This is a genomic window from Inquilinus sp. OTU3971 (genome assembly GCF_038440215.1).
Genome location: NZ_JASATH010000050.1, coordinates 20,259 through 43,321 on the forward strand (window position 1 = coordinate 20,259; position 23,063 = coordinate 43,321).

A 23,063-nucleotide genomic window follows, 5' to 3' on the forward strand; every position below is an offset into this window, starting at 1 on the left:
GCGGTCAGGCTTTCGGCTCCAGGATCGCCCCGATCTCCTGCGCCTTGCGGTGGCCCAGCCAGAACAGCCCGGAGGCGAGCCCGACGAACAGGACCAGGAAGACCCAGAGCGCGGTCGCCAGATAGTCGTACATCGGGTCGGCGGCGGCCGGGCGGATCATCAGCAGTCCCAGCACCAGGATGAACAGCACGAAGCCGATCACGCTGAGATTGACGGCGTAGGTGTGCCAGGTCGCCAGCCGGCGGTACTCGATCCGGCATTCGACGATGGCGCGCTTCTGCGCCTCGTCGCCGGCGAATCGGTTCAGCTCGATCTTCTGGCGCAGTGCCAGCAGGTCGCGCAGCCACTGGCTGAGCTGGATGTAGAAGAAGCTGCCGACCAGGCCGGCCAGGGTCAGCAGCGGGCTGAGCAGCGACAGCGGGTTGGTCATGGCCGGCCCTCCCGGCCCAGCGCATCGAGCAGGGCCAGGATCGCCTCCGCCGTGATCGAGAACCAGGTCAGGGTGGGCGACGAGGGCTTCTTCGCCGGCGGTGCCGGCCGGTCGCCCTTGGTGATCGCCGCCGCAACGGTGTCGTAGAGGGTGACGAGCTCGTCATAGCCGCCGCGCGACAGGCTCAGCTCGAAGCGCTGCACCTGGGCCCGGCCAGCCTCGGCGGCGGCGCGGGCGTCGGTTTCGGTACGCTCCAGCACCTGGCGCAGCTCGGTCCGGGCGGCGGCCCGCCACTGCGCGGTGCGGCGGGCGCGCAGCAGCCGCGCCAGGTATTGCGCCCGCGGCAGGCCGAGCTGGTAGCGGGCATAGATCCGGTTCGCGTCCGGCTGCTCGTCGCTGTGCAGCGCGTCGTAGAACCGGGCGACCCAGGCCTCGGCCTGCTGCCCCTGGCTCTCGTACCGGCGCTCGCCGAGCACCCATTCGCTGACCAGGTCGACGCACAGCGCCTCATAGCCGGAGTCGATCCGCGCCCGGCTTGCCGGCGAGGCGTCGAGCGCCAGCGCCGCCTTGGCCCGGGCCAGGCGATCCCGTCCGTCCGCATCCTCCGCCATCACGTCTCCCCGATTCCGCCGTGCGGACCGATCCTAACGAATCCCTCGGGCGGCGGCAGGACACATCTGGTGAGCTTGGCGATCAGGCGGGCAGCCCGGCCTTGAGCAGGCCGTCGCGGCAATGGGCGCGATCCTCGTCCCGCTTGTAGTGCAGGGTCGCCAGGAACGCCTCCGTCGTGAAGGCCGGATCGATCCGCAGCACCGCCTGGGCATGGGCGCCGGCGGCGGTGGAGTCGCCCATCCAGGCCAGCGCGGCGGCAAGGAAGGCGTGATGGCTGTGGTCGGGCTTGGTGATGTGGCTATAGGCCTCCACCGCCTCGGCATAGCGCCGGGCGGTGTAATAGGCCCGGCCGAGATGGCTCCAGAACCGCTCCGGGTGATGCGGGTTGAGCCGCATCGCCTTGCGGATCCAGTCGATGCCCTCTTCCGGCCGGCCGAGCCAGGTCAGGATCTCGCCCTGCTGCACCACGATCAGGTCGTAATTCGGGTTCGACGCGATCGCCCGTTCCTGGTGGTACATGGATTTGTCGAATTCGTCCCGCGCCAGGGCGACGGCGGCCAGGATGCGGTGGACATCGGCGTCGTTGTCGTCGAGGGCGATCGCGGTCTCGAGCTCGCCGACCACGGCGTCCCAGGTGGCGTCGCGGTCGGCGCACCAGCCATTGACCCAGCTCTGGCCCAGCACGCAGGCCCGCCAAGCATGGGCATGGGCGTATTTCGCGTCGAGGGCGATGGCACGGTCTAGCATCGCCAGCGCCTGGGTATTGTCGTCGCGCGTCGACCGGTGGTGCAGCACCTTGCCGGCCAGCAGGCATTCATAGGCTTCCAGATTGTCCGTGGTCTTCCGCTTCGCCCGGTCGCGCGCCGCGGCCTCGACCCGGCCGGGGAGGGTGGCGGCGATCGCCGACGTCACCTCGTCCTGGATGGCGAAGATGTCGGCCAGGTCGCGGTCGTAGCGCTCGGCCCAGATGTGGCGGTCGGTCTCGGCGTCGATCAGCTGCACCGTGACCCGCACCCGGCCGCCGGCCTTGCGCACGCTGCCCTCGACCACGTAGTGGACGCCGAACTCGTGGGCCACGTCCTGCACCTTCACCGCCTTGCCCTTGTGCACGAAGGCGGAGTTGCGCGAGATCACCAGCAACTCGTGGAAGCGCGACAGCTCGGTGATGATGTCCTCGGTCAGCCCGTCGGCGAAGAACTCCTGCTCCGGGTCGCCACTCATATTGGCGAAGGGCAGCACGACGATGGAGGGCTTGGTCGCGGCCGGAACGGCGGCAGCGACGTCGGACGGGGCCTCCGCCGCCACCGTGTCGAGCCGGACCCGGTAGACGCGGATCGGCCGGGAGATGTTCTTGACCGCCTGCTCGCCGAGATCGTCGAAGCCGAAATCGAGCCGGTCGCCGACCTGATCGCGCACCGCGCCCGACACGCAGATCCCGCCCGGCTCCGCCAGCGCCTCCAGCCGCGCCGCAACGTTGACGCCGTCGCCGAACAGGTCGCCATCCTCGACGATCACGTCGCCGAGATTGATGCCGATGCGGAACTGGATCCAGCGGGCCGGCGAGACGTCGCTGTTGCGCCGGGCCATGCGGCGCTGGATCTCCGCGGCGCAGGTCACGGCGTCGACGACGCTGGCGAACTCGACCAGCAGGCCGTCGCCGGTGGTCTTGACGATGTTGCCGCGGGTCTTGGCGATCGCCGGGTCGATCAGCTCGAGCCGATGGGTCTTCAGCCGCGCCAGGGTGCCGGACTCATCGGCTTCCATCAGCCGGCTGTAGCCGACCATATCCGCCGCCAGGATCGCCGCCAGCCTGCGCTGGACCTCCGGCCGTTCCATGGGCTCGTCCTCGCCCCGAAAGACGCAATTTTAGCAAATCCGGACCGGGGCGACAAACGATGTCGGCCGGTCAGGCCCGCTTTCGGCCTCTCTCGCCCCGCTTCGGGGTGGCCTCGGCGATCATCTCGGCGGCGGCCTCCTCCAGCATCGTGTCGATGGCGCCGTCGGCGATGCTGACCCGGCCGATCTCCAGCAGCACCGGCACGGCCAGGGGCGAGATCCGGTCGAGGGCGCGCAGCGTCAGCTTGCGCCGGGCGCGCTTCAGCAGCAGGGTGACGCGGCCGAGATCGACCAGGCCGCGGGCCGCGTCGGCGCGGGTGGCGCGCAGCAGCACATGGTCGGGCTGGTGCCGGCGCAGCACGTCGTAGATCAGGTCGGCGCTGACCGTGACCTGGCGGCCGGTCTTGCGCTCGCCGGGCATGCGGCGCTCGATCAGCCCGGCGATCACGGCGACGTTGCGGAAGGTACGGCGCAGCAGGCTGGATTCGCCCATCCAGGCCTCCAGATCGTCGCCCAGCATGTCCTCGTCGAACAGCGGCGCCGGATCGGTCACCGGCTCCAGGCTCCAGGTCGCCAGCACGTAGTCGGTGGCGACGAAGCCGATCGGCCCCAGCCCGGCGCGCTCCATCCGCTTGGTGATGAGCATGCCCAGCGTCTGGTGCGCCTGCCGGCCCTCGAAGCAGTAGGCGACCATGTAGTGCCGGCCGCCGCGCGGAAAGGTCTCGATCATCAGCTCGCCGGGACCGGGCAGGCCGGAGCGGTCGCGCTGCAGCTCCAGCCATTCGCGGGTGTCGTCCGGCAGCCCGGCCCAGTGGGCGGGGGTGGACAGCAGGCGCCGCACCCGGTCGGCCAGATGGGTGGTCAGCGGCATGCGGCCGCCGGCATAGGCCGGCACCTTCGGCTCGCCGCTGGCGGCCCGACTGCAGATCACGCTCATCTCGCGGATGCCTTCGAAGCGCAACAGCTGCCCCGCGAACATGAAGGTGTCGCCCGGCACCAGCCCTTGCGCGAAATACTCCTCGACCTCGCCCAGCACCTTGCCGAAGCCGCCGGAGAGGCGGACCTTCAGCATCTCCTCCTCGACGATGGTGCCGACATTCATCCGGTACTGCCGGGCGACCACGGCGCTGGCCACTTTCCAGCGGCCCTCGGCATCCTGCTTCAGCCGGTGGAAGCGGTCGTAGTTGCGCAGCGCGTAGCCGCCATGGGCGACGAAATCCAGCACGTCGTCGAAGTCGCGGCGGGTCAGGCCGGCATAGGGCGCGGCCCGGCGCACCTCGGCATGCATCGCCCGGGCGTCGAAGGCGGCGGAGCAGGCGCAGCCCAGCAGGTGCTGCGCCAGCGTGTCGAGCGTGCCGGGGGCGGGCGGGTCGCCGTCCAGCGTCATCGCCTCGATGGCGTCGGAGGCGGCGCGGCACTCCAGCACCTCGAAGCGGTTGGCGGGCACCAGCACCGCGACCGAAGGCGCGTCGAAGCGGTGGTTCGACCGGCCGATGCGCTGCAGCAGGCGGCTTGCGCCCTTCGGCGCGCCGATCTGGATCACCAGGTCGACCGCCGCCCAGTCGATGCCGAGGTCGAGCGAGGAGGTGGCGACCACGGCGCGCAGCTCGCCCCGCGCCATCGCCGCCTCGACCTTGCGGCGCTGCTCGGCCGCCAGGCTGCCGTGGTGCAGCGCGATCGGCAGCACCTCGTCGTTGAGCCGCCACAGCGCCTGGAACACCAGCTCGGCCTGCGCCCTTGTGTTGACGAAGAGCAGCGTGGTGCCGGCCTTGCGGATGCGGTCGTAGAGGTCCTTGGCCGCATAGGTGCCCATATGGCCGGCCCAGGGCCGCCGGCTCTCGGTCTCCATGATCTCGACGACCGGCTTGATCCCGGGCGGGCCGCGCACCGTGCGCACCAAGGCCGGGTCGGCATGGCCGGTCGGCGACAGCCAGGCGACCAGCGCGTCGGGATGCGCCACCGTGGCCGACAGCCCGATCCGGCGGGCGCCCGGCGCCAGGGTGGCCAGGTGGGCGAGGCCGAGCGCCAGCAGGTCGCCGCGCTTGGTGCCGGCCAAGGCGTGCAACTCGTCGACGATGACGCAGCGCAGCGATCCGAAGATGCGGTCGGCGTCGCCATAGGACAGCAGCAGCGCCAGGCTTTCCGGCGTCGTCATCAGGATCTGCGGCGCGTGGCGGCGCTGGCGCTCGCGCTTGATCTGCGGCGTATCGCCGGTGCGGGTCTCGGCCCGGATCGGCAGCCGCATCTCGGCGATCGGCTGCTCCAGGTTGCGGTGGATGTCGACCGCCAGCGCCTTGAGCGGCGAGATGTAGAGCGTGTGCAGCCCTTCACGCGGCCGCTCCGCCAGCTCGGTCAGCGTCGGCAGGAAGCCGGCCAGGGTCTTGCCGCCGCCGGTCGGGGCGATCAGCAGGGCGTGGGTGCCGTCGCGCGCCGCCTGCAGCATCTCCAACTGATGCGGGTGCGGCGTCCAGCCCTTGTGCCGGAACCAGCCCAGGAAGGCCGGCGGCAGCAGCGGTTCGGCGGTCTCCGCCAATGCGGTCATGGGCCTGCGCCTCGACATCCAACCATCACGGCACCGCGCCGTTTCGGCCATGATCGGGAGGCAGCCTGCGCCGACCCCGTCACCCGGACAGATCAGCCCATGACCCGCCGGACACGCAAGCGTTTAGTGTTTGTTCTCGTCACCTTCGGCGTGTTTGCCGCCTTCGCCTTCGCCAGCAACAGCTCCTGGCTGCACGGCGCGCCGGGCGGCAAGCCGGTGCTGCTGGCGCATCGCGGCCTGGCCCAGGGCTTCGACCGGACGGGGCTGACCGGCGAGACCTGCACCGCCGCCCGGATGCTGCCGCCGGAGCATCCCTATCTGGAGAACACCATCGCCTCGATGCGCGCCGCCTTCGATCTCGGCGCCGGCGTGGTCGAGTTCGACATCCAGCCGACGACGGATGGTCGTTTCGCCGTGTTCCACGACTGGACCGTCGACTGCCGCACGGACGGCCACGGCGTCACCCGCGATCACAGCCTGGCCGAGCTTCAGGCGCTCGATATCGGCCATGGCTACACCGCCGATAGCGGCAAGACCTTCCCGTTCCGGGGCAAAGGCGTCGGGCTGATGCCGTCGCTGGACCAGGTGCTGGAGGCATTCTCCGGCCGCCGCTTCCTGCTGAACGTCAAGAGCAACGATCCGGCGGAAGGGGAGCTTCTGGCCCGGTATCTCGCCGCCCTGCCGGAGGATCGCCGCGACCTGCTGGCTGTCTATGGCGGTGACCGGCCGATATCGGTGCTGCGCGAGCGGCTGCCCGACTTTCGCTCGATGTCCCGCGCCTCGATCAAGGACTGCTTCGTCACCTACGCCGCGCTGGGCTGGACCGGCCATATGCCGGAGCCCTGCCGGCGGTCGGTGCTGCTGGTGCCGTCGAACGTCGCGCCCTGGCTGTGGGGCTGGCCACATCTTTTCGTCGCCCGGATGCAGGCGGCCGGCACGCCGGTCTTCCTGATCGGCCCGTGGAGCGGCGGCTTCTCCGAAGGCATCGAGGAGCCGGCACAGATCGCCGATCTGATCGCCGACGGCTATGCCGGCGGCATCGAGACGGACCGGATCGACCGGTTCGCCGCTGTTCTGAAGAAATGAATCGGGACAATCCGTCTTTGCTGTCTGCACTCTCCGGACGATCCAAGGTCTTTCATCATACAAATATCGATTCAGTTTTAGCGATTATTGTAGAACTATCCTTCGTGGTGGCCCGGATGATACGACACGAAATTATATAACAACTCTGATGCGTTTTTTCCTTTCCCTCCTAAGATGCCGGCCGACGGGCTTCAGGCTCGAAGAAACCAGGAGGAAGCGCGATGGGCCCTGTGAGCCAATCGTCCGGCGCCGCGGCCGAAGGCGGCGATCTCGCCCGCCGGCTGAAGAGCCGCCACATCCACATGATCGCGATCGGCGGCGCCATCGGCGTCGGGCTGTTCCTCGGCTCCGGCAAGGCGATCGCCAAGGCCGGGCCGGGGCTGCTGCTGAGCTACGCCATCGGCGGCATCGCCATCTTCTTCATCATGCGGGCGCTGGGCGAGCTCTTGCTGCACAAGCCGGTGGCCGGGTCCTTCGCCACCTATGCCGAGGAGTTCGTCGGCCCCTTCGCCGGCTTCGCCACCGGCTGGTCCTACTGGTTCATGTGGGTGGTGATCGGCATGGCCGAGATCACCGCCGTCGGCGTCTATGTCCACTACTGGCTGCCCGACGTGCCGCAATGGATCCCGGCGCTGGCGACGCTGGCCGTGCTGACCCTGGTCAACATCGTGGCGGTGCGGCTGTTCGGCGAGCTCGAATTCTGGTTCGCGCTGATCAAGGTCGTGACCATCGTCGCGCTGATCCTCGGCGGGCTGGCCGTGATCGTCTTCGGTATCGGCGACCTGGGGCAGGGGGCCAGCGTCTCCAACCTGTGGTCGCATGGCGGCTTCCTGCCCTTCGGCATGCTCGGCGCCGTGCTGGCGCTGCAGATGGTGATGTTCGCCTATCAGGGGGTGGAGCTGATCGGCGTCACCGCCGGCGAGGCCGAGGACCCGGCCCAGGTGCTGCCGCGCGCCACCAACGGCATCATCTGGCGCATCCTGATCTTCTACCTGGGCGCGCTGGCGGTGATCATGTCGCTGTTGCCCTGGACCCAGCTGGACCCGAACGCCAGCCCCTTCGTCTTCGTGTTCGACAAGCTGGGGTTGTCCGCCGCGGCCGACGTGATCAACCTCGTGGTCATCACCGCCGCCGCCTCGTCCTGCAACAGCGGGCTGTTCAGCAACGGCCGCATGCTGTTCACACTGGCCCGGTCCGGCCAGGCGCCGCGCGCCTTCGGCCGGGTCAGCCGCAACCATGTGCCGGTGGCCGGCATCGCCGCCTCGGCCGCGGTGATGCTGATCGGCGTCGGGCTGAATTACGTGGTGCCGGAGGAGGCCTTCATCTGGGTCACCAGCATCTCGCTGGTCGGCAGCCTGTGGACCTGGGGCATCATCATGATCGCCCATCTCGGCTACCGCCGCGCCGTGGCCGAGGGCCGGTCGGCGGCCGTCGGCTTCCGCATGCCGGGCGCGCCGGCCGCCAACTGGCTGGTGGTGGCGTTCCTGGTGCTGGTGGCGGTGTTCCTCGGCTTCGACCCGTCGACCCGGGTGGCGCTCTATGTCGCGCCGGTGTGGTTCGCGCTGCTGATCGTCGGCTACCTGCTGACCGGCGGCCGGCGCCGGCCCGCGCTCGGTCTGTCCTGACCCTTTGCGCCGGCGGGCGGGCCGGCGCATAAGGGGCGGCGACAAGAGCGGAGGATGCGATGCGCGCGGATGGACCGATCGGGCTGATGGCGGCGATCCCGCAGGAGCTGGCGGCGCATGACGATCTGGTGGTGCGCACCGAGCGCGAGATCGCCGGCTGCCGGTTCCGCCTCGGCCGGCTCGGCACCCGCGACCTGGTGGCGGTCGAGGCGGGCATCGGCAAGAGCCACGCCGCCATGGTCGCGACCCTGCTGCTGCAGGAGTTCAAATGCAGCTCGCTGCTGTTCTCCGGCGTCGCCGGTGGCCTCGACCCCGACCTCGCCATCGGCGACGTGGTGGTGGCCGACCGGCTGGTGATGCACGACTACGGCGCCCGGGTCGGCGGCCGGCTGAAGCCCTACCAGCCCGGCGTGCCGCCGCTGCCCGGCTTCCCGGAGGAGACCGGCTACAGCCTGGATCAGAACCTCAGAGAGAAGATCAGGGACGCTCTCGAAGGCATTGATATCGGTGGGTTCGGCGCCGCGGCAACCGGCGGAGAGCCGCATCGGTCCCGGCTGATCTTCGGCACCATCCTGACCGGCGACATCTTCCTCAACGACACGCAGGAGCGCGAGCGGCTGCAGCGCGAATTCGGCGGTGTCGCCATCGAGATGGAGGGTGCGGCGGTGGCGGCGGTGGCCGAGCGCTTCGGCGTGCCCGTGGTGGTGGTCCGGGCGCTCAGCGACCTCGCCGGCAGCGAGAGCCACATGGATTTCCGCGCCTTCCTCGACGCCGCCGCCCGTATCGCCGCCCGCGTCGTCGGGCGGATCTCGACGGTGCTGTAGCCGGATCCTTGCCAGACGCTCCGAGACGGACGAGCGGCCGCGTCGAGCGGCCGTCGCATGGCCGCGTTTTAAGGTGATCTAACCTTCTTGCTGGTTATAGTATCCCGGAGATCCGGCATCGAGCCCAAGCCGGACCGGCAGATTGCAAGGAGGAGCCCCGATGGCGATCCGTCTTCCGTTCGCCGCCTTCATGCTCGGCATGTCCATGCTCCGCATGTCGCTGTCCCTGGCCGCCACGGCGGCCACGCCGGAGCAGAACCTCGCCTCGGCGAGGCCGGTGATCGACAAGGCCAATGCCGACTGGGTGCCGGCGCTGCAGGCGGGCGACGTCCACCGCGCCGCCGAGCCCTTCGCCGACGACGCCATGTTCATCCTCGGCAACGGCAGGACCTATGCCGGCCGGGCGGCGATCGAGGATTTCCTCAAGGAGCGGCTGACGCCCGGCAGCAAGATCACCGGCGGCACCATCCAGCAGGACGGCATCCAGGTCATCCGCGACGGGCTGATCTATGAATGGGGCCATGGCGGCACCACCAAGGTCGACGCCAAGGGCGAGAGCCACACCTCCGGCGGCCTCTATCTGACGGTGTGGCAGCGCAGCCCGTCGGGGCAGTGGCAGATCATCCGCAACCTGAACTTCTGACGGAGTCGGCCCGTTTCCTTCCGGAACCGGAGGAGACGGAGCATGCTTCCGACCCTGCAGGTGCTCAGCCTGAGCCTCGTCGCGCTGGCGATGACGCCGGCCCTGGCCCATGCACTGGAACGACCCGGCAAGATGCGCCTCGGCAAGGAGGCGTATCTGGCCGTGCAGCCGATCTACTATCCCGGCTTTACCTGGGCCGGCGGCCTCGGTGAGGCTGCCGGCATCGTGGCCGTGCTGGTCCTGCTGCTGTTGACGCCGGCCGGCAGCACGGATTTCTGGTGTGTGGCAGCAGCCTTCGTCGCCCTGGTCGCCATGCATGCCGTCTATTGGCTGCAGACCCATCCGGTGAACGGCTTCTGGCTGCGGAATCGAGACCTGAAGAGCATGGGCAAGGGATTCTTCGCCTTCGACCCGTTGCACCGCGCCGCATCCGGCACGTCGGTCGAGGAGAACTGGACGGCCTATCGCGACCGGTGGGAACGCTCGCATGTCGTAAGGGCCATCCTCGCGTCGATCGGCTTTCTGGCGCTGGCGATCAGCGTGGCGCTCTGAAGCGCGGACATCGCGCCGCGTCGTGCAGCACGGGCTCGACAGGTCCGCAGCGAATGACATCATGGTCCTGACCGTCGGCCCCGAAACGGGGCGGGTGCGGAGGAGGCCATGGACGCAGCGATCATCGAGGACTATGCCCGGAAGCTCCGGGCCGCGGGGCCAGGGGCGTCGCTGGTGCTGTTCACCCGCGGCGGGCATGAGCATCCCGCCCACGACGTCCGGACCGCGCGCGATCTCGTCCACCTGACGCATGACGGCACCGAGACCGTCATCCTGCGGTCGGAGGTCGTCGCCATCCGGTTCCGCGACGCCAAGACGGGGGCGTCCAGGGTGGGATTCTAACCGGCAAGGGCGACCGGGCCGTCTTGAATCGCAGGCGTCCGATCCTCTTCTATCGAGTCTCCGGAACCGCGAGATCGCCCATGGATTACGAACCCCGGCTGCGCAACCACGGCCTGCCGCACGACCCGTTCAAGGCCCTGGTGGTGCCGCGGCCGATCGGCTGGATCAGCACGGTCAGCCGCGACGGTATAGTCAATCTGGCGCCCTACAGCTTCTTCAATGCGGTGGCCGACCGGCCGCCGATGGTGATGTTCGCGCCGAGCGGGCCGAAGGATTCGCAAGCCAACGCCGAGGCGACCGGCGAGTTCGTCGCCAGCCTCGCCACCTGGGATCTGCGCGAGCAGATGAACACCACCTCGGCCTCGGTCGGGCCGGAGGTCAGCGAGCCCGAGCTGGCCGGGCTGGAGATGGCGCCGTCGCGGCTGGTGAAGCCGCCGCGGGTCGCGGCCGCCGCCGCGGCGCTGGAATGCCGCTGGGTCAAGTCGGTGCCGCTAGCCACCGCGGCCGGTGAGACGGTGCCGGGCGCGATCGTGATCGGCGAGGTGGTCTCGATCCATATCGACGAGTCGGTGATCGTCGACGGCCGCATCGACCTGTCGTCCCGGCGCGCGATCTCGCGCCTCGGCTACATGGATTACGGCGTGCTCGACACTGTGTTCAGCATGCAACGCCCGCGCTGAACCACCCCTCCGGCCGGGAACCGTTGCGCCGACCTGCCGTTCCGTTTGCCGAGGAGCCCGGTGACGGGCTGTGAGGGAAGGGGAGCAGCATGGGTTTTCGCACCGGGTTCCGGTGGTCTTCAGTTTCAGCCGTGGTCGGCGTCGCGCTGCTGCCGGCCTTCGCCTCAGCCCAGGAGGTACCGGCCGAGCCGAAGCGGCCGGCGATCGTGACCTCGACGCCGCAGGCGCCGCGGCCGCTGGAGGAGGATCCCGGCGCCTTCATCAGCTTTGGCCTCGAGAACGACGTCTTCGCCAACACCGACCGCGGCTACACCAACGGTTTCCGCTTCGCCTATACCAGCTCGGAGACCGGAACGCCGGACTGGCTCGCCACCGCGGCCCGGGCCTTCCCGCTGTTCCCCGATGCCGCGCCGATTCGGTCCACCCTGTCCCTCGGCCAGAGCCTGTACACGCCGAAGGACATCTCGCTGCGCGACCCGGACCCGAACGACCGGCCTTACGCCGCCTGGCTGTACGGCAGCGCCGCCGTTCTGGCGGATTCCGGCGACCGGCTCGACCGGCTCGAACTGCAGCTCGGTGTCGTCGGGCCCTATGCGATCGGCGAGCAGGTGCAGAACACGGTGCACGGCATCATCGGCTCGGAGAAGGCGCATGGCTGGAAGCACCAGCTGCACAACGAGCCCGGCGTGATCCTGAGCTACGAGCGCACCTGGCGCAGCCTCTACGCCGCCGCGCCGCTGGGCATCGGCTTCGACCTGTCGCCCTATGTCGGCGCCAGCCTCGGCAACGTGCTGACCCAGGCCTCGGTCGGCGCCACGGCGCGGCTCGGCTTCGACCTGCCGGCCGATTACGGGCCGCCGCGGATCCGGCCGAGCGTGCCGGGGTCGGACTTCTTCATCCCGACCAGCGGCTTCAGCTGGTACCTGTTCGCCAGCGTCGAGGGCCGGGCGGTGGCCCGCAACATCTTCCTCGACGGCAACACCTTCGAGGACAGCCCGCACGTCACCAAGAACCCGTTCGTCGGCGACCTGCAACTCGGCCTCGCGGTCCAGATCGACGACATCCGCATCGCCTACACCCATGTGTACCGGACCCAGGAGTTCGAGGAGCAGAAGAACCACTTCAGCCAGTATGGGGCCTTCACCCTGTCCTGGCGGTTCTGAGAGGCCGTTCCGGAACTCTACTCCGACGACCATCTGACGCGGTTTTCTCCGCTTCCGGTGCTCACGGACCAAACGTCCGCTGCGCTCCGGTTCTAGAAAACCACGTCAGATGGTCGTCGGAGCGACTTCCGAAACGGCCTCTGAGGCTGTCTCAGCCGAGCGCCGCCCAGGCCTTGGCGATCCGCGCCCCGACCCGGGCGTTGTGCTCCACCAGCGCGATGTTGGCGGTGAGGCTGCGGCCCTCGGTCAGGGCGACGATCCGGGCCAGCAGATAGGGCGTCACCGCCTTGCCGGCGATGTCCTCGCGGCCGGCGTCGGCCAAGGCGCTGGCGATGGCGGTGTCGATCTCCGCCTCCGGCAGGGCGTGCGCCTCCGGAATCGGGTTGGCGATCACCGCCCCGGCCGGGAAGCCCAGCGCCGCCTGGGCCGCGAGTACGGCCGCGACCTCCTCCGGCGTGTCGCGGCGCAGCGCCAGGGCCAGGCCGCTCGACCGGCAGAAGAAGGCGGGCAGGGTGTCGGTGCCGTAGCCGATCACCGGCACGCCGCGGGTCTCCAGGTACTCCAGCGTCTTCGGCAGGTCGAGGATCGACTTGGCGCCGGCGCAGACCACCGCCACCGGAGTGCGCGCCAGTTCTTCCAGATCGGCGGAGATATCGAAGCTGGTCTCGGCGCCGCGATGGACGCCGCCGATGCCGCCGGTGGCGAACACCCGGATGCCGGCGAGATGGGCGCCGATCATGGTCGCCGCGACGGTGGTGGCGCCGAGCCCGCCCGAGGCCAGGATCGCGCCCATGTCGCGGCGCGACAGCTTGGCCACGTCCTTGGCCGTCGCCAGGCGCTCGAGCAGCGCGTCGTCGAGGCCGACATGGATGCGGCCGTCGGCCACCGCGATCGTGGCCGGCACCGCGCCCTCCTCGCGGATGATCGCCTCGACCCGGCGCGCCATCTCCAGATTCTGCGGATGGGGCATGCCGTGCGAGATGATGGTGCTCTCCAGCGCCACCACCGGGTGCCCGGCGGCCAGGGCGGCGGAGACCTCGGGGGCGATCGACAGCAGGCGGTTCATCAGGATCCTCACGCGGAGATCAGGGCGCGTCGGCGCAGCGCGTCGGCGGTCAGGGTTTCGGGAACGGCGGTCGGCGCCTCCAGCGCCAGGGCCGCGGCGGCGCGGCCGAGCCGGGCGGCCTCGGCCAGGGTCAGGCCGGTGACCAGGCCGTAGAGGGTTCCGGCTGCGGCGGCATCGCCGGCGCCGGTGACGTCGACGACCTCGGCCGGGCAGATGGCAACCGTGGCCTCGCCGGCCGCATCGGCGATCAGCGCGCCGGCGTTGCCGCGGTTCAGCACGACGCGGCCGACGCCTTCGGCGCGCAGCCGGCGCAGCGCCGCCCAGGCCGTCGCCTCGTCGGTGACCGGCTGGCCGGTGATCGCCTCGGCCTCGTCGCGATTCAGGCACAGCAGATCGATGCGGCCGAGGAGGCCGCGCAGCCTCTCGGATTTCGGCGAGGACACGGCGTCGACCGCCACCAGCGCCGGCCGTCCCGGATGGGACAGCACGGCGGCCAGCCCCTCGGCCGGCAGGTTGGCATCGACGAACCACGCGGAAGCCGGCTGCGCCGCCGCCAACGCCGAGGCGAGGGCTTCGGGCCCCATCTCGTCATAGATGCCCATATCGGCGATCGCGACCGCCATCTCGCCGCCCGGCTCCAGCACCGCAGTATAGCTGGCGGTGCCGCTGGTCTCCGACCGGCCGACCAGGGACAGGTCGAGGCCCAGCCGCGCCATCTCCGTCAGGATCCGATCGGCCGAAGGATCGTGGCCCATGCGGCTGACCAGCCCGACCGGCAGGCCCAGCCGGGCAAGGGTCTCGGCCACGTTGCGGGCGACGCCGCCCAGGCTGGTGCGGATCGTCACCGGGTTCGAGGTGCCCAGCCGCACCGCGCGGTGGGCGTGGGCCTGGCGGTCGATATGGGCGGCGCCGAAGCACCAGACGGGCAGGGACATGCGGTCTCGTCTCAGGATCGGGCGCACCCTGCGTCGGCCGCCGGCGAAAGGCAAGATCCGGGGTTGCGCGGCGCCGCCGCAGCCGGCAGCATCCCGGCCATGCGTCGCCTCGTCCTCCTGATCGTCCTGCTGTTCGCCGGCCCGGCCTTGGCCCAGGGGCAGTCGGCGCCGGCCGGCACCTATCGCGGCCAGGTCACCTCGGGCGGCGTGCTGGCCCCGTCGATGCTGACCTTCCTGCCGGAGAAGCGCGGCGGCTGCTATCACGTGATCGACTCCACCGCCGGCCCCTATGACGGCCAGTTGAGCGACGGCGAAGCCCTGGGCGGCGGCCTCTACCGCTTCACCTGGAGCGACAAGTTCGGTACGGGCACCGTGACCTTCGCCTTCAAGGACGGCGGGTCCGGATTCAGCGGCAAATGGTACTTCGCCGACCAGTTCGCCGGCGTCTGGCTGGCCAAGCGGGCCGAGGGCGAGGACCTCCCATGCAAGCCGATTCCGGTGGCGTCGCTGGACTGAAGCGGCGTTTGGCGTCGTCTCGATCCGTCCCTTATCCTTGAGGCCATGCCGACGCCGCGCCCCGACCAGTGGATCCGAGTCCAGCCAGAGGGCCTGCTGGTGGTGCCCGGCGGCTTCCATGTCGACCCGGTGCGGCCGGTCGACCGGGCGCTGGTCACCCACGGCCATTCCGACCATGCCCGGCCGAACAACCGCGCGGTGCTGGCGACGGCTGAGACGCTGGCGATCATGCGCGCCCGCTACGGCGAGGAGGCCGGCCGCAGCCTGCAGCCGGTGGCGTTGGGCGAGACCATGCGGATCGGCGAGGTCGACGTCATCTTCGTGCCGGCCGGCCATGTGCTGGGCTCGGCCCAGATCGTGCTGGAGCATGCCGGCAGCCGGGTGGTGCTGTCCGGCGACTACAAGCGCCGGCCGGACCAGACCTGCCTGCCGTTCCAGCCGGTCGTCTGCGACGTCTTCGTCACCGAGGCGACCTTCGGCCTGCCGGTGTTCCGCCACCCGCCGGACGGGGAGGAGATCGGCAAGCTGCTGCACTCGGTTGCCCTGTTCCCGGAACGGGCGCATCTGGTCGGCGTCTATGCCCTCGGCAAGTGCCAGCGGGTGATCCGCCTGCTGCGCCGGGCCGGCTGGGAGCGGCCGATCTATGTCCATGGCGCGCTGCAGGCGCTGTGCGAGCTCTACGAATCGCTCGGCGTGCCGCTCGGGCCGCTGCTGCCGGCCACCGAGGCGTCCAAGGTCGAGCTCGCCGGGCAGATCGTGCTGGCGCCGCCCTCGGCCGCCGCCGACCGCTGGTCGCGCCGCCTGCCCGACCCGGTGGTGGCCGCCGCCTCGGGCTGGATGCGGGTGCGCCAGCGCGCCCGGCAGGGCGGGGTCGAACTGCCGCTGATCATCTCGGACCATGCCGACTGGGACGAACTCTGCGCCACGATCGAGGAGGTGGAGGCTGGCGAGGTCTGGGTCACCCATGGAAGGGAGGAGGCTCTGATCCATCAGGTCCGCAAGTCGGGCCGCGCCGCCAGGGCCCTGGCGCTGATCGGCTTTGAGGAGGACGACAGCGCATGAAGGCGTTTGCGGCGCTGATCGAGGGGCTGGTCTACATGCCGTCGCGCAACGGCAAGATCCGGCTGCTGGCCGACTATTTCGAGCACACGCCGGATCCCGACCGCGGCTGGGCCCTGGCGGCGCTGACCGGCAACCTGACCTTCGCCGCCGCCAAGGCCTCGACCATCCGCAACCTCGCCATCGAGCGGGTCGACGAGGCGCTGTTCGGCTGGTCCTACGACTTCGTCGGAGACCTGGCCGAGACCGTGGCCCTGATCTGGCCGGCGAAGCCCGGCGCCAACCGCGAGCCGAGCATCACCGAGGTGGTGGAGGAGCTGCGGGCCACCTCGCGCGCGGCGGCGCCGCTGCTGGTCGAGCGCTGGCTCGATTCGCTGGCGGCGTCGGAGCGCTTCGCCCTCCTGAAGCTCATCACCGGGGCGCTGCGCATCGGCGTCTCGGCGCGCCTCGCCAAGGTGGCGCTGGCGGAATGGGGCGGCCAGCCGGTCGACGATATCGAGGAGCTGTGGCACGCGCTGGAGCCGCCCTATGAGGAGCTGTTCGTCTGGCTGTCGGGGCAGGGGCCGAAGCCGGAGATCGGCGACCGCGCCACCTTCCGGCCGCTGATGCTGGCGCATCCGCTGGAGGCCGAGGACATCGCCGGGCTGGACCCGGCCGCCTATCGGGCCGAGTGGAAATGGGATGGCATCCGGGTGCAGGTGGTCGGCCGCGGCGACCGGCCGCCGCGGATCTATTCGCGCAGCGGCGACGACGTCACCGGCGCCTTCCCGGACCTGGCCGACACCATCCGCTTCCACGCCGTGCTGGACGGCGAGCTGCTGGTGGCGCGGGACGGGGTGGTGGCGCCGTTCAACGACCTTCAGCAGCGGCTGAACCGCAAGGCGATCTCGGCCCGGATGATGGAGGAGTACCCGGCCTGGGTGCGGCTCTACGACATCCTGTTCGAGGGCGAGGAGGATCTGCGGCCGCTGCCCTTCGATGCCCGGCGGGTGCGGCTCGATTCCTGGATCACGCGGGAGCGGCCGGCGCGCATGGACCTGTCGCCGATGATTTCGTTCGAGAGCTGGGACGAGCTGGCGGAGCTGCGCGATGGCGCCCGGGCCCAGGCGATCGAGGGGCTGATGCTGAAACGTTGCGACAGCGACTATGTCGCCGGCCGGCCGAAGGGGCCATGGTTCAAGTGGAAGCACGGCGCCCTGACCCTCGACACCGTGCTGATGTATGCCCAGCGCGGCCACGGTAAGCGGTCGTCTTTCTACTCCGACTACACCTTCGGCACCTGGCGCAGCGAGGCGGAGGGGGACCGGCTTGTGCCGGTGGGTAAGGCCTATTTCGGCTTCACCGACGAGGAGCTGGCGCAGCTCGACCGCTGGGTGCGCAACCACACGGTCAAGCGCTTCGGCCCGGTGCGCGAGGTCGAGCCGCGTCTGGTGCTGGAAGTGGCCTTCGACAGCGTCCACCGCTCGACCCGCCACAAATCCGGAGTCGCGATGCGATTCCCCCGAATCCACCGCATCCGCTGGGACAAGCCGGCGGCGGAGGCCGACCGGCTGGAGACGCTGGAACGAATGATCGTCGAGTAATACTTCGATTTAACATCACTTTCATTTGACAATGAATTTTATGCACATTGCCCACGTATTAAGCGTTGACAGTCATCGCCGGCTGCGCGAGGGTCGACGGCAAGAGCGGCCCCTCATGAAGGTCGCCGAGCACTTGATGCCAGCAGACGAGTCGCGCCCCGAAACAGGGCGAGGAGCCGTGCGCTTTCTTCGGAGGGACGCGGCAAGGACACGGAAGGATGACATGTTGGCGACAGGCATCAGACCGACCCTCCCGACCTCGGATCACCCGGCCGGGCGATGGCGGAACTGACGGTCCTGCCGTCATGTTCTTCCGTCGCTCTCGTCATTGCCCGGCGCGTTGTGCGCCGTCTCCGCAGAGGTCCACCATGGTTCGTTCCGAAGCGTTCACGATCGAGGTCGCGGGCGAGGCGATCGGCATTGTCGTCGCCCAGAAGCGCGGCTTCCGCTTCTACGCTTCCGATTCCCGCTTCCAGCATCTCGAAGGACAGGATTTCCGGACCGTCCCGGATGCCGAGCGCGCCGCCCGGGATCTCGGGCGCACGGCGGCGCTGCCGCGGGTTGCAGGCATCGCCAGCTGAGGCCGGCCTATCGGGCCGGGCTGGCGGCGAAGCGGCGTAGGATCGGGGACGCGAGGAGGCGCCGGCCCAGCGCCCGTCCGGGCATTTCGATGGTGGTGTAGGCCAGCCAGGTGGCGGCGGCGACGATCGGTAGGGTAATCGCCATCGCCAGGGCGAAGCGGGCTGGCGCCGGTGTCGCAGCGCCCAATGTCGTCGAGACGAAGGCGGCGGCCGGCAGCAGCACCAGCAGATGCGTCAGGTAGACGCCGTAGGAGGCCTCGCCCAGCAGGTGGAACGGCCGGCTGCCCAGCATGGCAGCCATCCGCGACAGGGCCCGCGCCAACCGGCCTCCAAACACCGCGTGATGGATCAGTCCGGACATCCCGAAAGCGATCATCGCCCGCGCCGCCAGCGCGACGGGCCCGGTGCGGCCGCCGATCGGAATGGCGGCCAGCAGGACGGCCAGCAGGACATAGAGCAGCACGACGCGCCGCGACCGCCCGATGGCCGCGGCACACAGCATTCCTGCCAGGAAGACATGCAGCTTCAGCGCCAGCACGGACGGCATCTCGAAGCTGTCGAAGAAGGCCGGGCTGATGCTGAACAGCAGGACTCCGCCGGCGGCGCCGGCCAAGGCGCCGGCCAGCCAGCCGATTCGGCCGATGATCAGCATCAGGAATGGCAGCACCAGATAGTACTGCATTTCCAGCCCGATGCTCCAATCCGGCAGTGCCGTGCGGAAGCCGTAATCGGGCAGCAGGCCGAACGCGAAGGAGAGGTGCAGCAGGACGTTCTGCAGGCTCTGATCCGTGTATCGCGCCATGCTGGTCATGGAGGCGGGGACGACGGCGGCGATCTCCAGCCGCGCATCCCCGAGCCAGGGGCCGCTGGTGATCGCGATCGCCAGCGTCACGTAGTAGAGCGGCGCGATCCGGAAGAATCGCCTGATCCAGAACGCGACCCAGGTCGACGGTGCTTCCCATGGCTCGCGCTGCCGCCGCCGCATGTAGTGGAACGCCATCAGGAAGCCGGAGATCATGATGAACAGATCGACCCCGAAATCCGGCGAGGCGGCAACCGGGACGCGCCACCCCGAAAGCAGCAGACCGTGCCCGATCAGCACCCAGAGCGAGGCCAGCCCCCTCAGCCCGTCCAGGCACCCGATCCGGCTGGCGTCGCTACGGTCGGTGTCTTGCATGCGGTCCACCTGATGCAGGCCGGTTGACGGGATGCGGCAACGCCCCGCGCCTGGATCGGTCAGGCTCACCCCATGTACCAAGTGGCTGTCGAAGTCGTCGAGAGTGTGGCGAAACGGCGATCCTGGCCATGCCGGCGGGAAACCGAGATTTCCCGAGGATCGCTGGTGCTGCCGCTGAGGATTGAACTCAGGACCTCTCCCTTACCAAGGGAGTGCTCTACCACTGAGCTACGGCAGCCCGCCTTTGAGGCGGCGCGGAACCTGCCATAGCGTCGGGGGTGGTGCAAGCGCTTTTCCGAAGGGTTCGTCGATTACCTTCATTCCGCGCCGTTCGCCCCTCCGCTCCGGTTGCGTAACGGCGTCGCATCGGCCATACCAAAGCCGAAATGACCGATCAGCGTCGACCCCCGACAGCGAAGCCCGGCACCGGGTCGCGCCAGGAGCGCGAGGCGGCGGCGCTGCGCGCCAATCTGGCGCGGCGCAAGGCGCAGAGCCGGGGGCGGGCGGCGGTCGAGGACGAGGCGAGCGCGCAGGACAAGGAGTCCGGCCGCGACGATGAGGCGAGGGGTTAGGCCGTGACGATCATGTCCGATATCTGGATCCGCGAGCGGGCGCTCCAGGACAAGATGATCGACCCTTTCGTCGAGCGGCAGAAGCGCGAGGGCACGATCTCCTACGGCCTGTCGAGCTACGGCTACGACGCCCGCGTCTCGGACGAGTTCCTGGTCTTCACCAATGTCGACAGCGCCCTGGTCGACCCGAAGAACTTCGATCCGAAGAGCTTCGTCGAGCGCAAGGGGCCGGTCTGCATCATCCCGCCGAACAGCTTCGCTTTGGCCCGCACGGTCGAGTATTTCCGCATCCCGCGCGACGTGCTGGTGATCTGCCTGGGCAAGTCGACCTATGCCCGCTGCGGCATCATCGTCAACGTCACGCCGCTGGAGCCGGAATGGGAGGGGCATGTGACGCTGGAATTCTCCAACACCACGCCGCTGCCGGCCAAGATCTACGCCAACGAAGGCGCCTGCCAGTTCCTGTTCCTCAAGGGCGACCAGCCCTGCGAGGTGTCCTATGCCGACCGGGCCGGCAAATACATGGGCCAGCGCGGCGTCACCCTGCCGAAGCTTTAGCCTCACCTCATTCCAGGGCCCGGGGGAGCCAAGATGGACAAGATTCGTATCCGGGGCGGGCGCCCCCTGCGGGGCCGGCTTCCGATCAGCGGGGCGAAGAACGCGGCGCTGCCGTTGATGGCCGCGGCGCTGCTGTCGGACGAGACCCTGACCCTGACCAACCTGCCGCATCTGGTCGACATCTCCACCCTGGCGACGCTGCTGGCCCAGCACGGCGTCGAGATCGCGCTGAACGGGGCGGATTCCGACGGCGCCCAGGGCCGGGTGATCGAGCTGACGGCCCGCCGCATCCGCAGCACCACCGCCCCCTATGACCTGGTGCGGAAGATGCGCGCCAGCGTGCTGGTGCTGGGGCCGCTGGTGGCGCGCGAGGGCCATGCCAAGGTGTCGCTGCCCGGCGGCTGCGCCATCGGCAGCCGGCCGGTCGACCTGCACATCATGGGGCTGGAGCAGCTCGGCGCCGAGATCGAGGTCACCGAGGGCTACATCAACGCCCTCGCCCCGAACGGGCTGCAGGGCAGCCGCATCGTGTTCCCCAAGGTCTCGGTCGGCGCCACCGAGAACCTGATGATGGCGGCGTCCCTGGCCCGCGGCGAGACCGTGCTGGTCAACGCGGCGCGCGAGCCGGAGATCGTCGACCTCGCCGCCTGCCTCGCCGCCATGGGGGCCGAGATCGAAGGGGCGGGGACCGACACCATCCGGATCCAGGGCCGCGAGCGGCTGCACCGGGCGACGCACCGCATCGTCGCCGACCGGATCGAGACCGGCACCTATGTCATGGCCGCGGCCGCGACCGGCGGCGAGGTCGAGCTGGTCGGCACCAGCCTGCACCTGATCGAGGCGGCGGCCGACGTGCTGCGCGGCGCCGGGGTCGAGTTCGAGCCGACGGCGGACGGCTTCAAGGTCCGCCGCAGCGGCGACCTGGTCGGCGTCGACGTGATGACCGAGCCCTATCCCGGCTTCCCGACCGACCTGCAGGCCCAGATGATGGGGCTGATGACGGTGGCCAAGGGCGCCTCGATGATCACCGAGACGATCTTCGAGAACCGCTTCATGCACGTGCCGGAGCTGGCCCGGATGGGCGCCAACGTCACCGTGCACGGCGCCTCCGCCCTGGTGCGCGGGGTGCCGAGGCTGACCGGCGCCCCGGTGATGGCGACCGACCTGCGCGCCAGCGTCTCGCTGGTGATCGCCGGCCTCGTGGCCCAGGGCGAGACGGTGCTGAACCGGGTGTACCACCTCGACCGTGGCTATGAGCGGCTGGAGGAGAAGCTGGCCGGCTGCGGCGCCGACATCACCCGGCTGAAGAGCGACTGAGATGGCGGCCGACACGACCGTCCCCCTGCGCCTGCGCGCCCGCGACGCGGACGACCTCGCGGTCCTGTCCGCGGCGCTGCAGGACGCGATCGTGCCGGTGCACGACATCACCTTCCTGCGGCCCGAGCGCTGCTTCGTCATGGCGCTGAACCGCTTCTGCTGGGAGCAGCCGGCGCAGCTGGTCGACGGCCAGGAGTTCTGGCAGCGCACCCTGTGCGGCGTGCGCTTCCAGGGCATCGATTCGGTGCAGAGCCGAAAGCTCGACCTGCGCGACCGGGCGCGCATGCTGGACCTGCTGGCGGTGACGGCGGAGGAGGGCGGCCTCCTGCTCAGCTTCGCCGGCGACGCCTCCCTGCGCCTGCTCGGCGAGGGCATCGACGTGATCCTGGAGGACCGCGGCGAGCCCTGGCCGACACCGCAGAAGCCGCAGCACCCGGAAGACTGACCAGTCGGTCAGTCCAGCCCGCCCTGGGCGCGGAAATGGCCGCGGATGCGCTGGGTCAGCTCGACGAAGCGCGGGTCGCCCATGATGTCGAGCGACCGCGGCTTCGGCAAAGGCACGTCGTAGATCGCCGCGATCGACCCCGGCCGCTCGCTCATCACCAGCACCCGGTCGGCCAGGAACACCGCCTCCGGGATCGAATGGGTGATCAGCAGGATGGTCTTGCGGGTCTCGCGCTGGATCCGCTGCAGCTCGACATTCATCCGCTCCCGCGTCATGGCGTCGAGCGCGCCGAAGGGCTCGTCCATCAGCACGATCGACGGGTCGGTCACCAGCGCCCGGCACAGCGACACCCGCTGCTGCATGCCGCCGGAGAGCTGCCAGGGCAGCTTGGCCTCGAACCCCTCCAGCCCGACCATGCGCAGCAGCCGGTGCGCCCGCTCCAGATGCGGGGCGCGGGGCAGGCGCTTGACCTCGACCGGCATCATGACGTTGGCCAGGACGTTGCGCCATGGCAGCAAGAGCGCGTTCTGGAACACGATGCCGGCGTCGCCATGCGGCCGGTCGACCGTGCGGCCGCCGAGCCGGATCCGGCCGGTGCTGGGCGGCAGCAGGCCGGCGATCATGCGCAGCAGCGTGGACTTGCCGCAGCCGGACGGGCCGACCAGCACCAGGAACTCGCCCTCGTCGATGGTGAAGTCCAGCGGCGCCAGCGACGGCACCTCGCCGTCGCGGCCGCGATAGGTCTTCGACACGCCCTCGACGGCGATGACGGCGGGCGGCGCCGCCTCCGCCGTCTCGACCAGTTGCAGCCTCGCCCGGCTCATCTCGGCTCCGCTCACTTCGGCAGGAAGTCGTTGGTGTAGAAGGCCTTCGGGTCGGTCGCCGCGTCGGGGGGGGCGCCCCCCGCGGAGAGGCCCCA

24 protein-coding genes and 1 tRNA gene are annotated in these 23,063 nt (G+C 69.9%); 16 read left to right on the forward strand and 9 right to left on the reverse strand.

Going from position 1 to position 23,063, the window contains the following annotated elements; all coding sequences use genetic code 11:
- Positions 1-4: 4 nt before the first annotated feature.
- The 4 genes from AAHM41_RS14910 to AAHM41_RS14925 all read right to left on the reverse strand — a co-directional run bounded on the left by AAHM41_RS14910 (position 5) and on the right by AAHM41_RS14925 (position 5,420).
- Positions 5-430, reverse strand: a complete 426-nt coding sequence (locus AAHM41_RS14910) for a hypothetical protein (RefSeq protein WP_342237340.1) — start codon at positions 428-430, stop codon at positions 5-7.
- Entirely contained in the window at positions 427-1,041 is a 615-nt protein-coding gene (locus AAHM41_RS14915) for a hypothetical protein (RefSeq protein ID WP_342237341.1), read from the reverse strand. Before AAHM41_RS14915 ends, AAHM41_RS14910 begins: the two co-directional genes overlap by 4 nt.
- Before the next feature lie 82 nt (positions 1,042-1,123).
- Positions 1,124-2,878, reverse strand: a complete 1,755-nt coding sequence (locus tag AAHM41_RS14920) for an adenylate/guanylate cyclase domain-containing protein (RefSeq protein ID WP_342237342.1) — start codon at positions 2,876-2,878, stop codon at positions 1,124-1,126.
- A 70-nt stretch (positions 2,879-2,948) separates the two neighbouring features.
- Complete coding sequence (locus AAHM41_RS14925) at positions 2,949-5,420, reverse strand: ligase-associated DNA damage response DEXH box helicase (protein ID WP_342237343.1); 2,472 nt, start codon at positions 5,418-5,420, stop codon at positions 2,949-2,951.
- 99 nt (positions 5,421-5,519) lie between these two features.
- Between AAHM41_RS14925 and AAHM41_RS14930 the strand changes: the two genes are divergently transcribed.
- The 8 genes from AAHM41_RS14930 to AAHM41_RS14965 all read left to right on the forward strand — a co-directional run bounded on the left by AAHM41_RS14930 (position 5,520) and on the right by AAHM41_RS14965 (position 12,335).
- The gene (locus AAHM41_RS14930) at positions 5,520-6,506 is read left to right on the forward strand and encodes a glycerophosphodiester phosphodiesterase family protein (RefSeq protein WP_342237344.1); all 987 of its coding nucleotides are present in this window, start codon (positions 5,520-5,522) and stop codon (positions 6,504-6,506) included.
- 221 nt (positions 6,507-6,727) lie between these two features.
- Positions 6,728-8,131: an amino acid permease gene (locus AAHM41_RS14935; RefSeq protein ID WP_342237345.1), complete on the forward strand. Its 1,404-nt coding sequence runs from the start codon at positions 6,728-6,730 to the stop codon at positions 8,129-8,131.
- 59 nt (positions 8,132-8,190) lie between these two features.
- A complete protein-coding gene (locus AAHM41_RS14940) occupies positions 8,191-8,955 on the forward strand; it encodes a 5'-methylthioadenosine/adenosylhomocysteine nucleosidase (RefSeq protein WP_342237346.1) in 765 nt (254 codons plus the stop codon).
- A 160-nt stretch (positions 8,956-9,115) separates the two neighbouring features.
- Entirely contained in the window at positions 9,116-9,598 is a 483-nt protein-coding gene (locus AAHM41_RS14945) for a YybH family protein (protein WP_342237347.1), read from the forward strand.
- Positions 9,599-9,640: 42 nt separating this feature from the next.
- Positions 9,641-10,150, forward strand: a complete 510-nt coding sequence (locus tag AAHM41_RS14950) for an anthrone oxygenase family protein (protein WP_342237348.1) — start codon at positions 9,641-9,643, stop codon at positions 10,148-10,150.
- A gap of 108 nt (positions 10,151-10,258) precedes the next feature.
- The gene (locus tag AAHM41_RS14955; RefSeq protein ID WP_342237349.1) at positions 10,259-10,492 is read left to right on the forward strand and encodes a hypothetical protein; all 234 of its coding nucleotides are present in this window, start codon (positions 10,259-10,261) and stop codon (positions 10,490-10,492) included.
- Between the two features lie 80 nt (positions 10,493-10,572).
- Positions 10,573-11,172 (forward strand): flavin reductase family protein, encoded by a 600-nt coding sequence (locus AAHM41_RS14960; RefSeq protein WP_342237350.1) that lies wholly within the window; start codon positions 10,573-10,575, stop codon positions 11,170-11,172.
- 89 nt (positions 11,173-11,261) lie between these two features.
- On the forward strand, positions 11,262-12,335 hold the full coding sequence (locus AAHM41_RS14965; RefSeq protein ID WP_342237351.1) for a lipid A deacylase LpxR family protein: 1,074 nt from the start codon (positions 11,262-11,264) through the stop codon (positions 12,333-12,335).
- Positions 12,336-12,486: 151 nt separating this feature from the next.
- Here AAHM41_RS14965 and AAHM41_RS14970 read toward each other — a convergent pair whose 3' ends face one another.
- Together AAHM41_RS14970 and AAHM41_RS14975 are read right to left on the reverse strand one after the other, a co-directional pair.
- Positions 12,487-13,401 (reverse strand): pseudouridine-5'-phosphate glycosidase, encoded by a 915-nt coding sequence (locus AAHM41_RS14970; protein ID WP_342237352.1) that lies wholly within the window; start codon positions 13,399-13,401, stop codon positions 12,487-12,489.
- Positions 13,402-13,409: 8 nt separating this feature from the next.
- Complete coding sequence (locus AAHM41_RS14975; RefSeq protein ID WP_342237353.1) at positions 13,410-14,336, reverse strand: PfkB family carbohydrate kinase; 927 nt, start codon at positions 14,334-14,336, stop codon at positions 13,410-13,412.
- A 99-nt stretch (positions 14,337-14,435) separates the two neighbouring features.
- Here AAHM41_RS14975 and AAHM41_RS14980 point away from each other — a divergent pair, with 99 nt between their 5' ends.
- The 4 genes from AAHM41_RS14980 to AAHM41_RS14995 all read left to right on the forward strand — a co-directional run bounded on the left by AAHM41_RS14980 (position 14,436) and on the right by AAHM41_RS14995 (position 18,075).
- Positions 14,436-14,852 carry a hypothetical protein gene (locus AAHM41_RS14980; protein ID WP_342237354.1) on the forward strand — a complete coding sequence of 139 codons (417 nt, stop codon included), beginning with the start codon at positions 14,436-14,438 and terminating at the stop codon, positions 14,850-14,852.
- Between the two features lie 45 nt (positions 14,853-14,897).
- Entirely contained in the window at positions 14,898-15,914 is a 1,017-nt protein-coding gene (locus AAHM41_RS14985; protein WP_342237355.1) for a ligase-associated DNA damage response exonuclease, read from the forward strand.
- A complete protein-coding gene (locus AAHM41_RS14990) occupies positions 15,911-17,494 on the forward strand; it encodes a cisplatin damage response ATP-dependent DNA ligase (RefSeq protein WP_342237356.1) in 1,584 nt (527 codons plus the stop codon). Before AAHM41_RS14985 ends, AAHM41_RS14990 begins: the two co-directional genes overlap by 4 nt.
- A gap of 368 nt (positions 17,495-17,862) precedes the next feature.
- Complete coding sequence (locus AAHM41_RS14995) at positions 17,863-18,075, forward strand: hypothetical protein (RefSeq protein ID WP_342237357.1); 213 nt, start codon at positions 17,863-17,865, stop codon at positions 18,073-18,075.
- 7 nt (positions 18,076-18,082) lie between these two features.
- On the opposite strand, the gene AAHM41_RS15000 is transcribed toward AAHM41_RS14995, so the two are convergent.
- Together AAHM41_RS15000 and AAHM41_RS15005 are read right to left on the reverse strand one after the other, a co-directional pair.
- Complete coding sequence (locus AAHM41_RS15000; protein WP_342237358.1) at positions 18,083-19,252, reverse strand: acyltransferase family protein; 1,170 nt, start codon at positions 19,250-19,252, stop codon at positions 18,083-18,085.
- Between the two features lie 163 nt (positions 19,253-19,415).
- Positions 19,416-19,490, reverse strand: a tRNA-Thr gene (locus AAHM41_RS15005).
- Positions 19,491-19,638: 148 nt separating this feature from the next.
- On the opposite strand from AAHM41_RS15005, the gene AAHM41_RS15010 reads away from it, so the two are divergent.
- From AAHM41_RS15010 to AAHM41_RS15025, 4 genes are read left to right on the forward strand one after another with little or no spacing between them, the layout of a single operon-like run.
- On the forward strand, positions 19,639-19,824 hold the full coding sequence (locus tag AAHM41_RS15010; protein ID WP_342237359.1) for a hypothetical protein: 186 nt from the start codon (positions 19,639-19,641) through the stop codon (positions 19,822-19,824).
- 12 nt (positions 19,825-19,836) lie between these two features.
- Complete coding sequence (dcd, locus tag AAHM41_RS15015; protein WP_374200720.1) at positions 19,837-20,382, forward strand: dCTP deaminase; 546 nt, start codon at positions 19,837-19,839, stop codon at positions 20,380-20,382.
- A 33-nt stretch (positions 20,383-20,415) separates the two neighbouring features.
- A complete protein-coding gene (gene murA / locus AAHM41_RS15020) occupies positions 20,416-21,699 on the forward strand; it encodes a UDP-N-acetylglucosamine 1-carboxyvinyltransferase (protein WP_342237360.1) in 1,284 nt (427 codons plus the stop codon).
- Between the two features lies 1 nt (position 21,700).
- Positions 21,701-22,144 (forward strand): DUF2948 family protein, encoded by a 444-nt coding sequence (locus tag AAHM41_RS15025; RefSeq protein ID WP_342237361.1) that lies wholly within the window; start codon positions 21,701-21,703, stop codon positions 22,142-22,144.
- Between the two features lie 8 nt (positions 22,145-22,152).
- On the opposite strand, the gene AAHM41_RS15030 is transcribed toward AAHM41_RS15025, so the two are convergent.
- The gene (locus AAHM41_RS15030; protein WP_342237362.1) at positions 22,153-22,968 is read right to left on the reverse strand and encodes an ABC transporter ATP-binding protein; all 816 of its coding nucleotides are present in this window, start codon (positions 22,966-22,968) and stop codon (positions 22,153-22,155) included.
- Between the last annotated feature and the right edge of the window lie 95 nt (positions 22,969-23,063).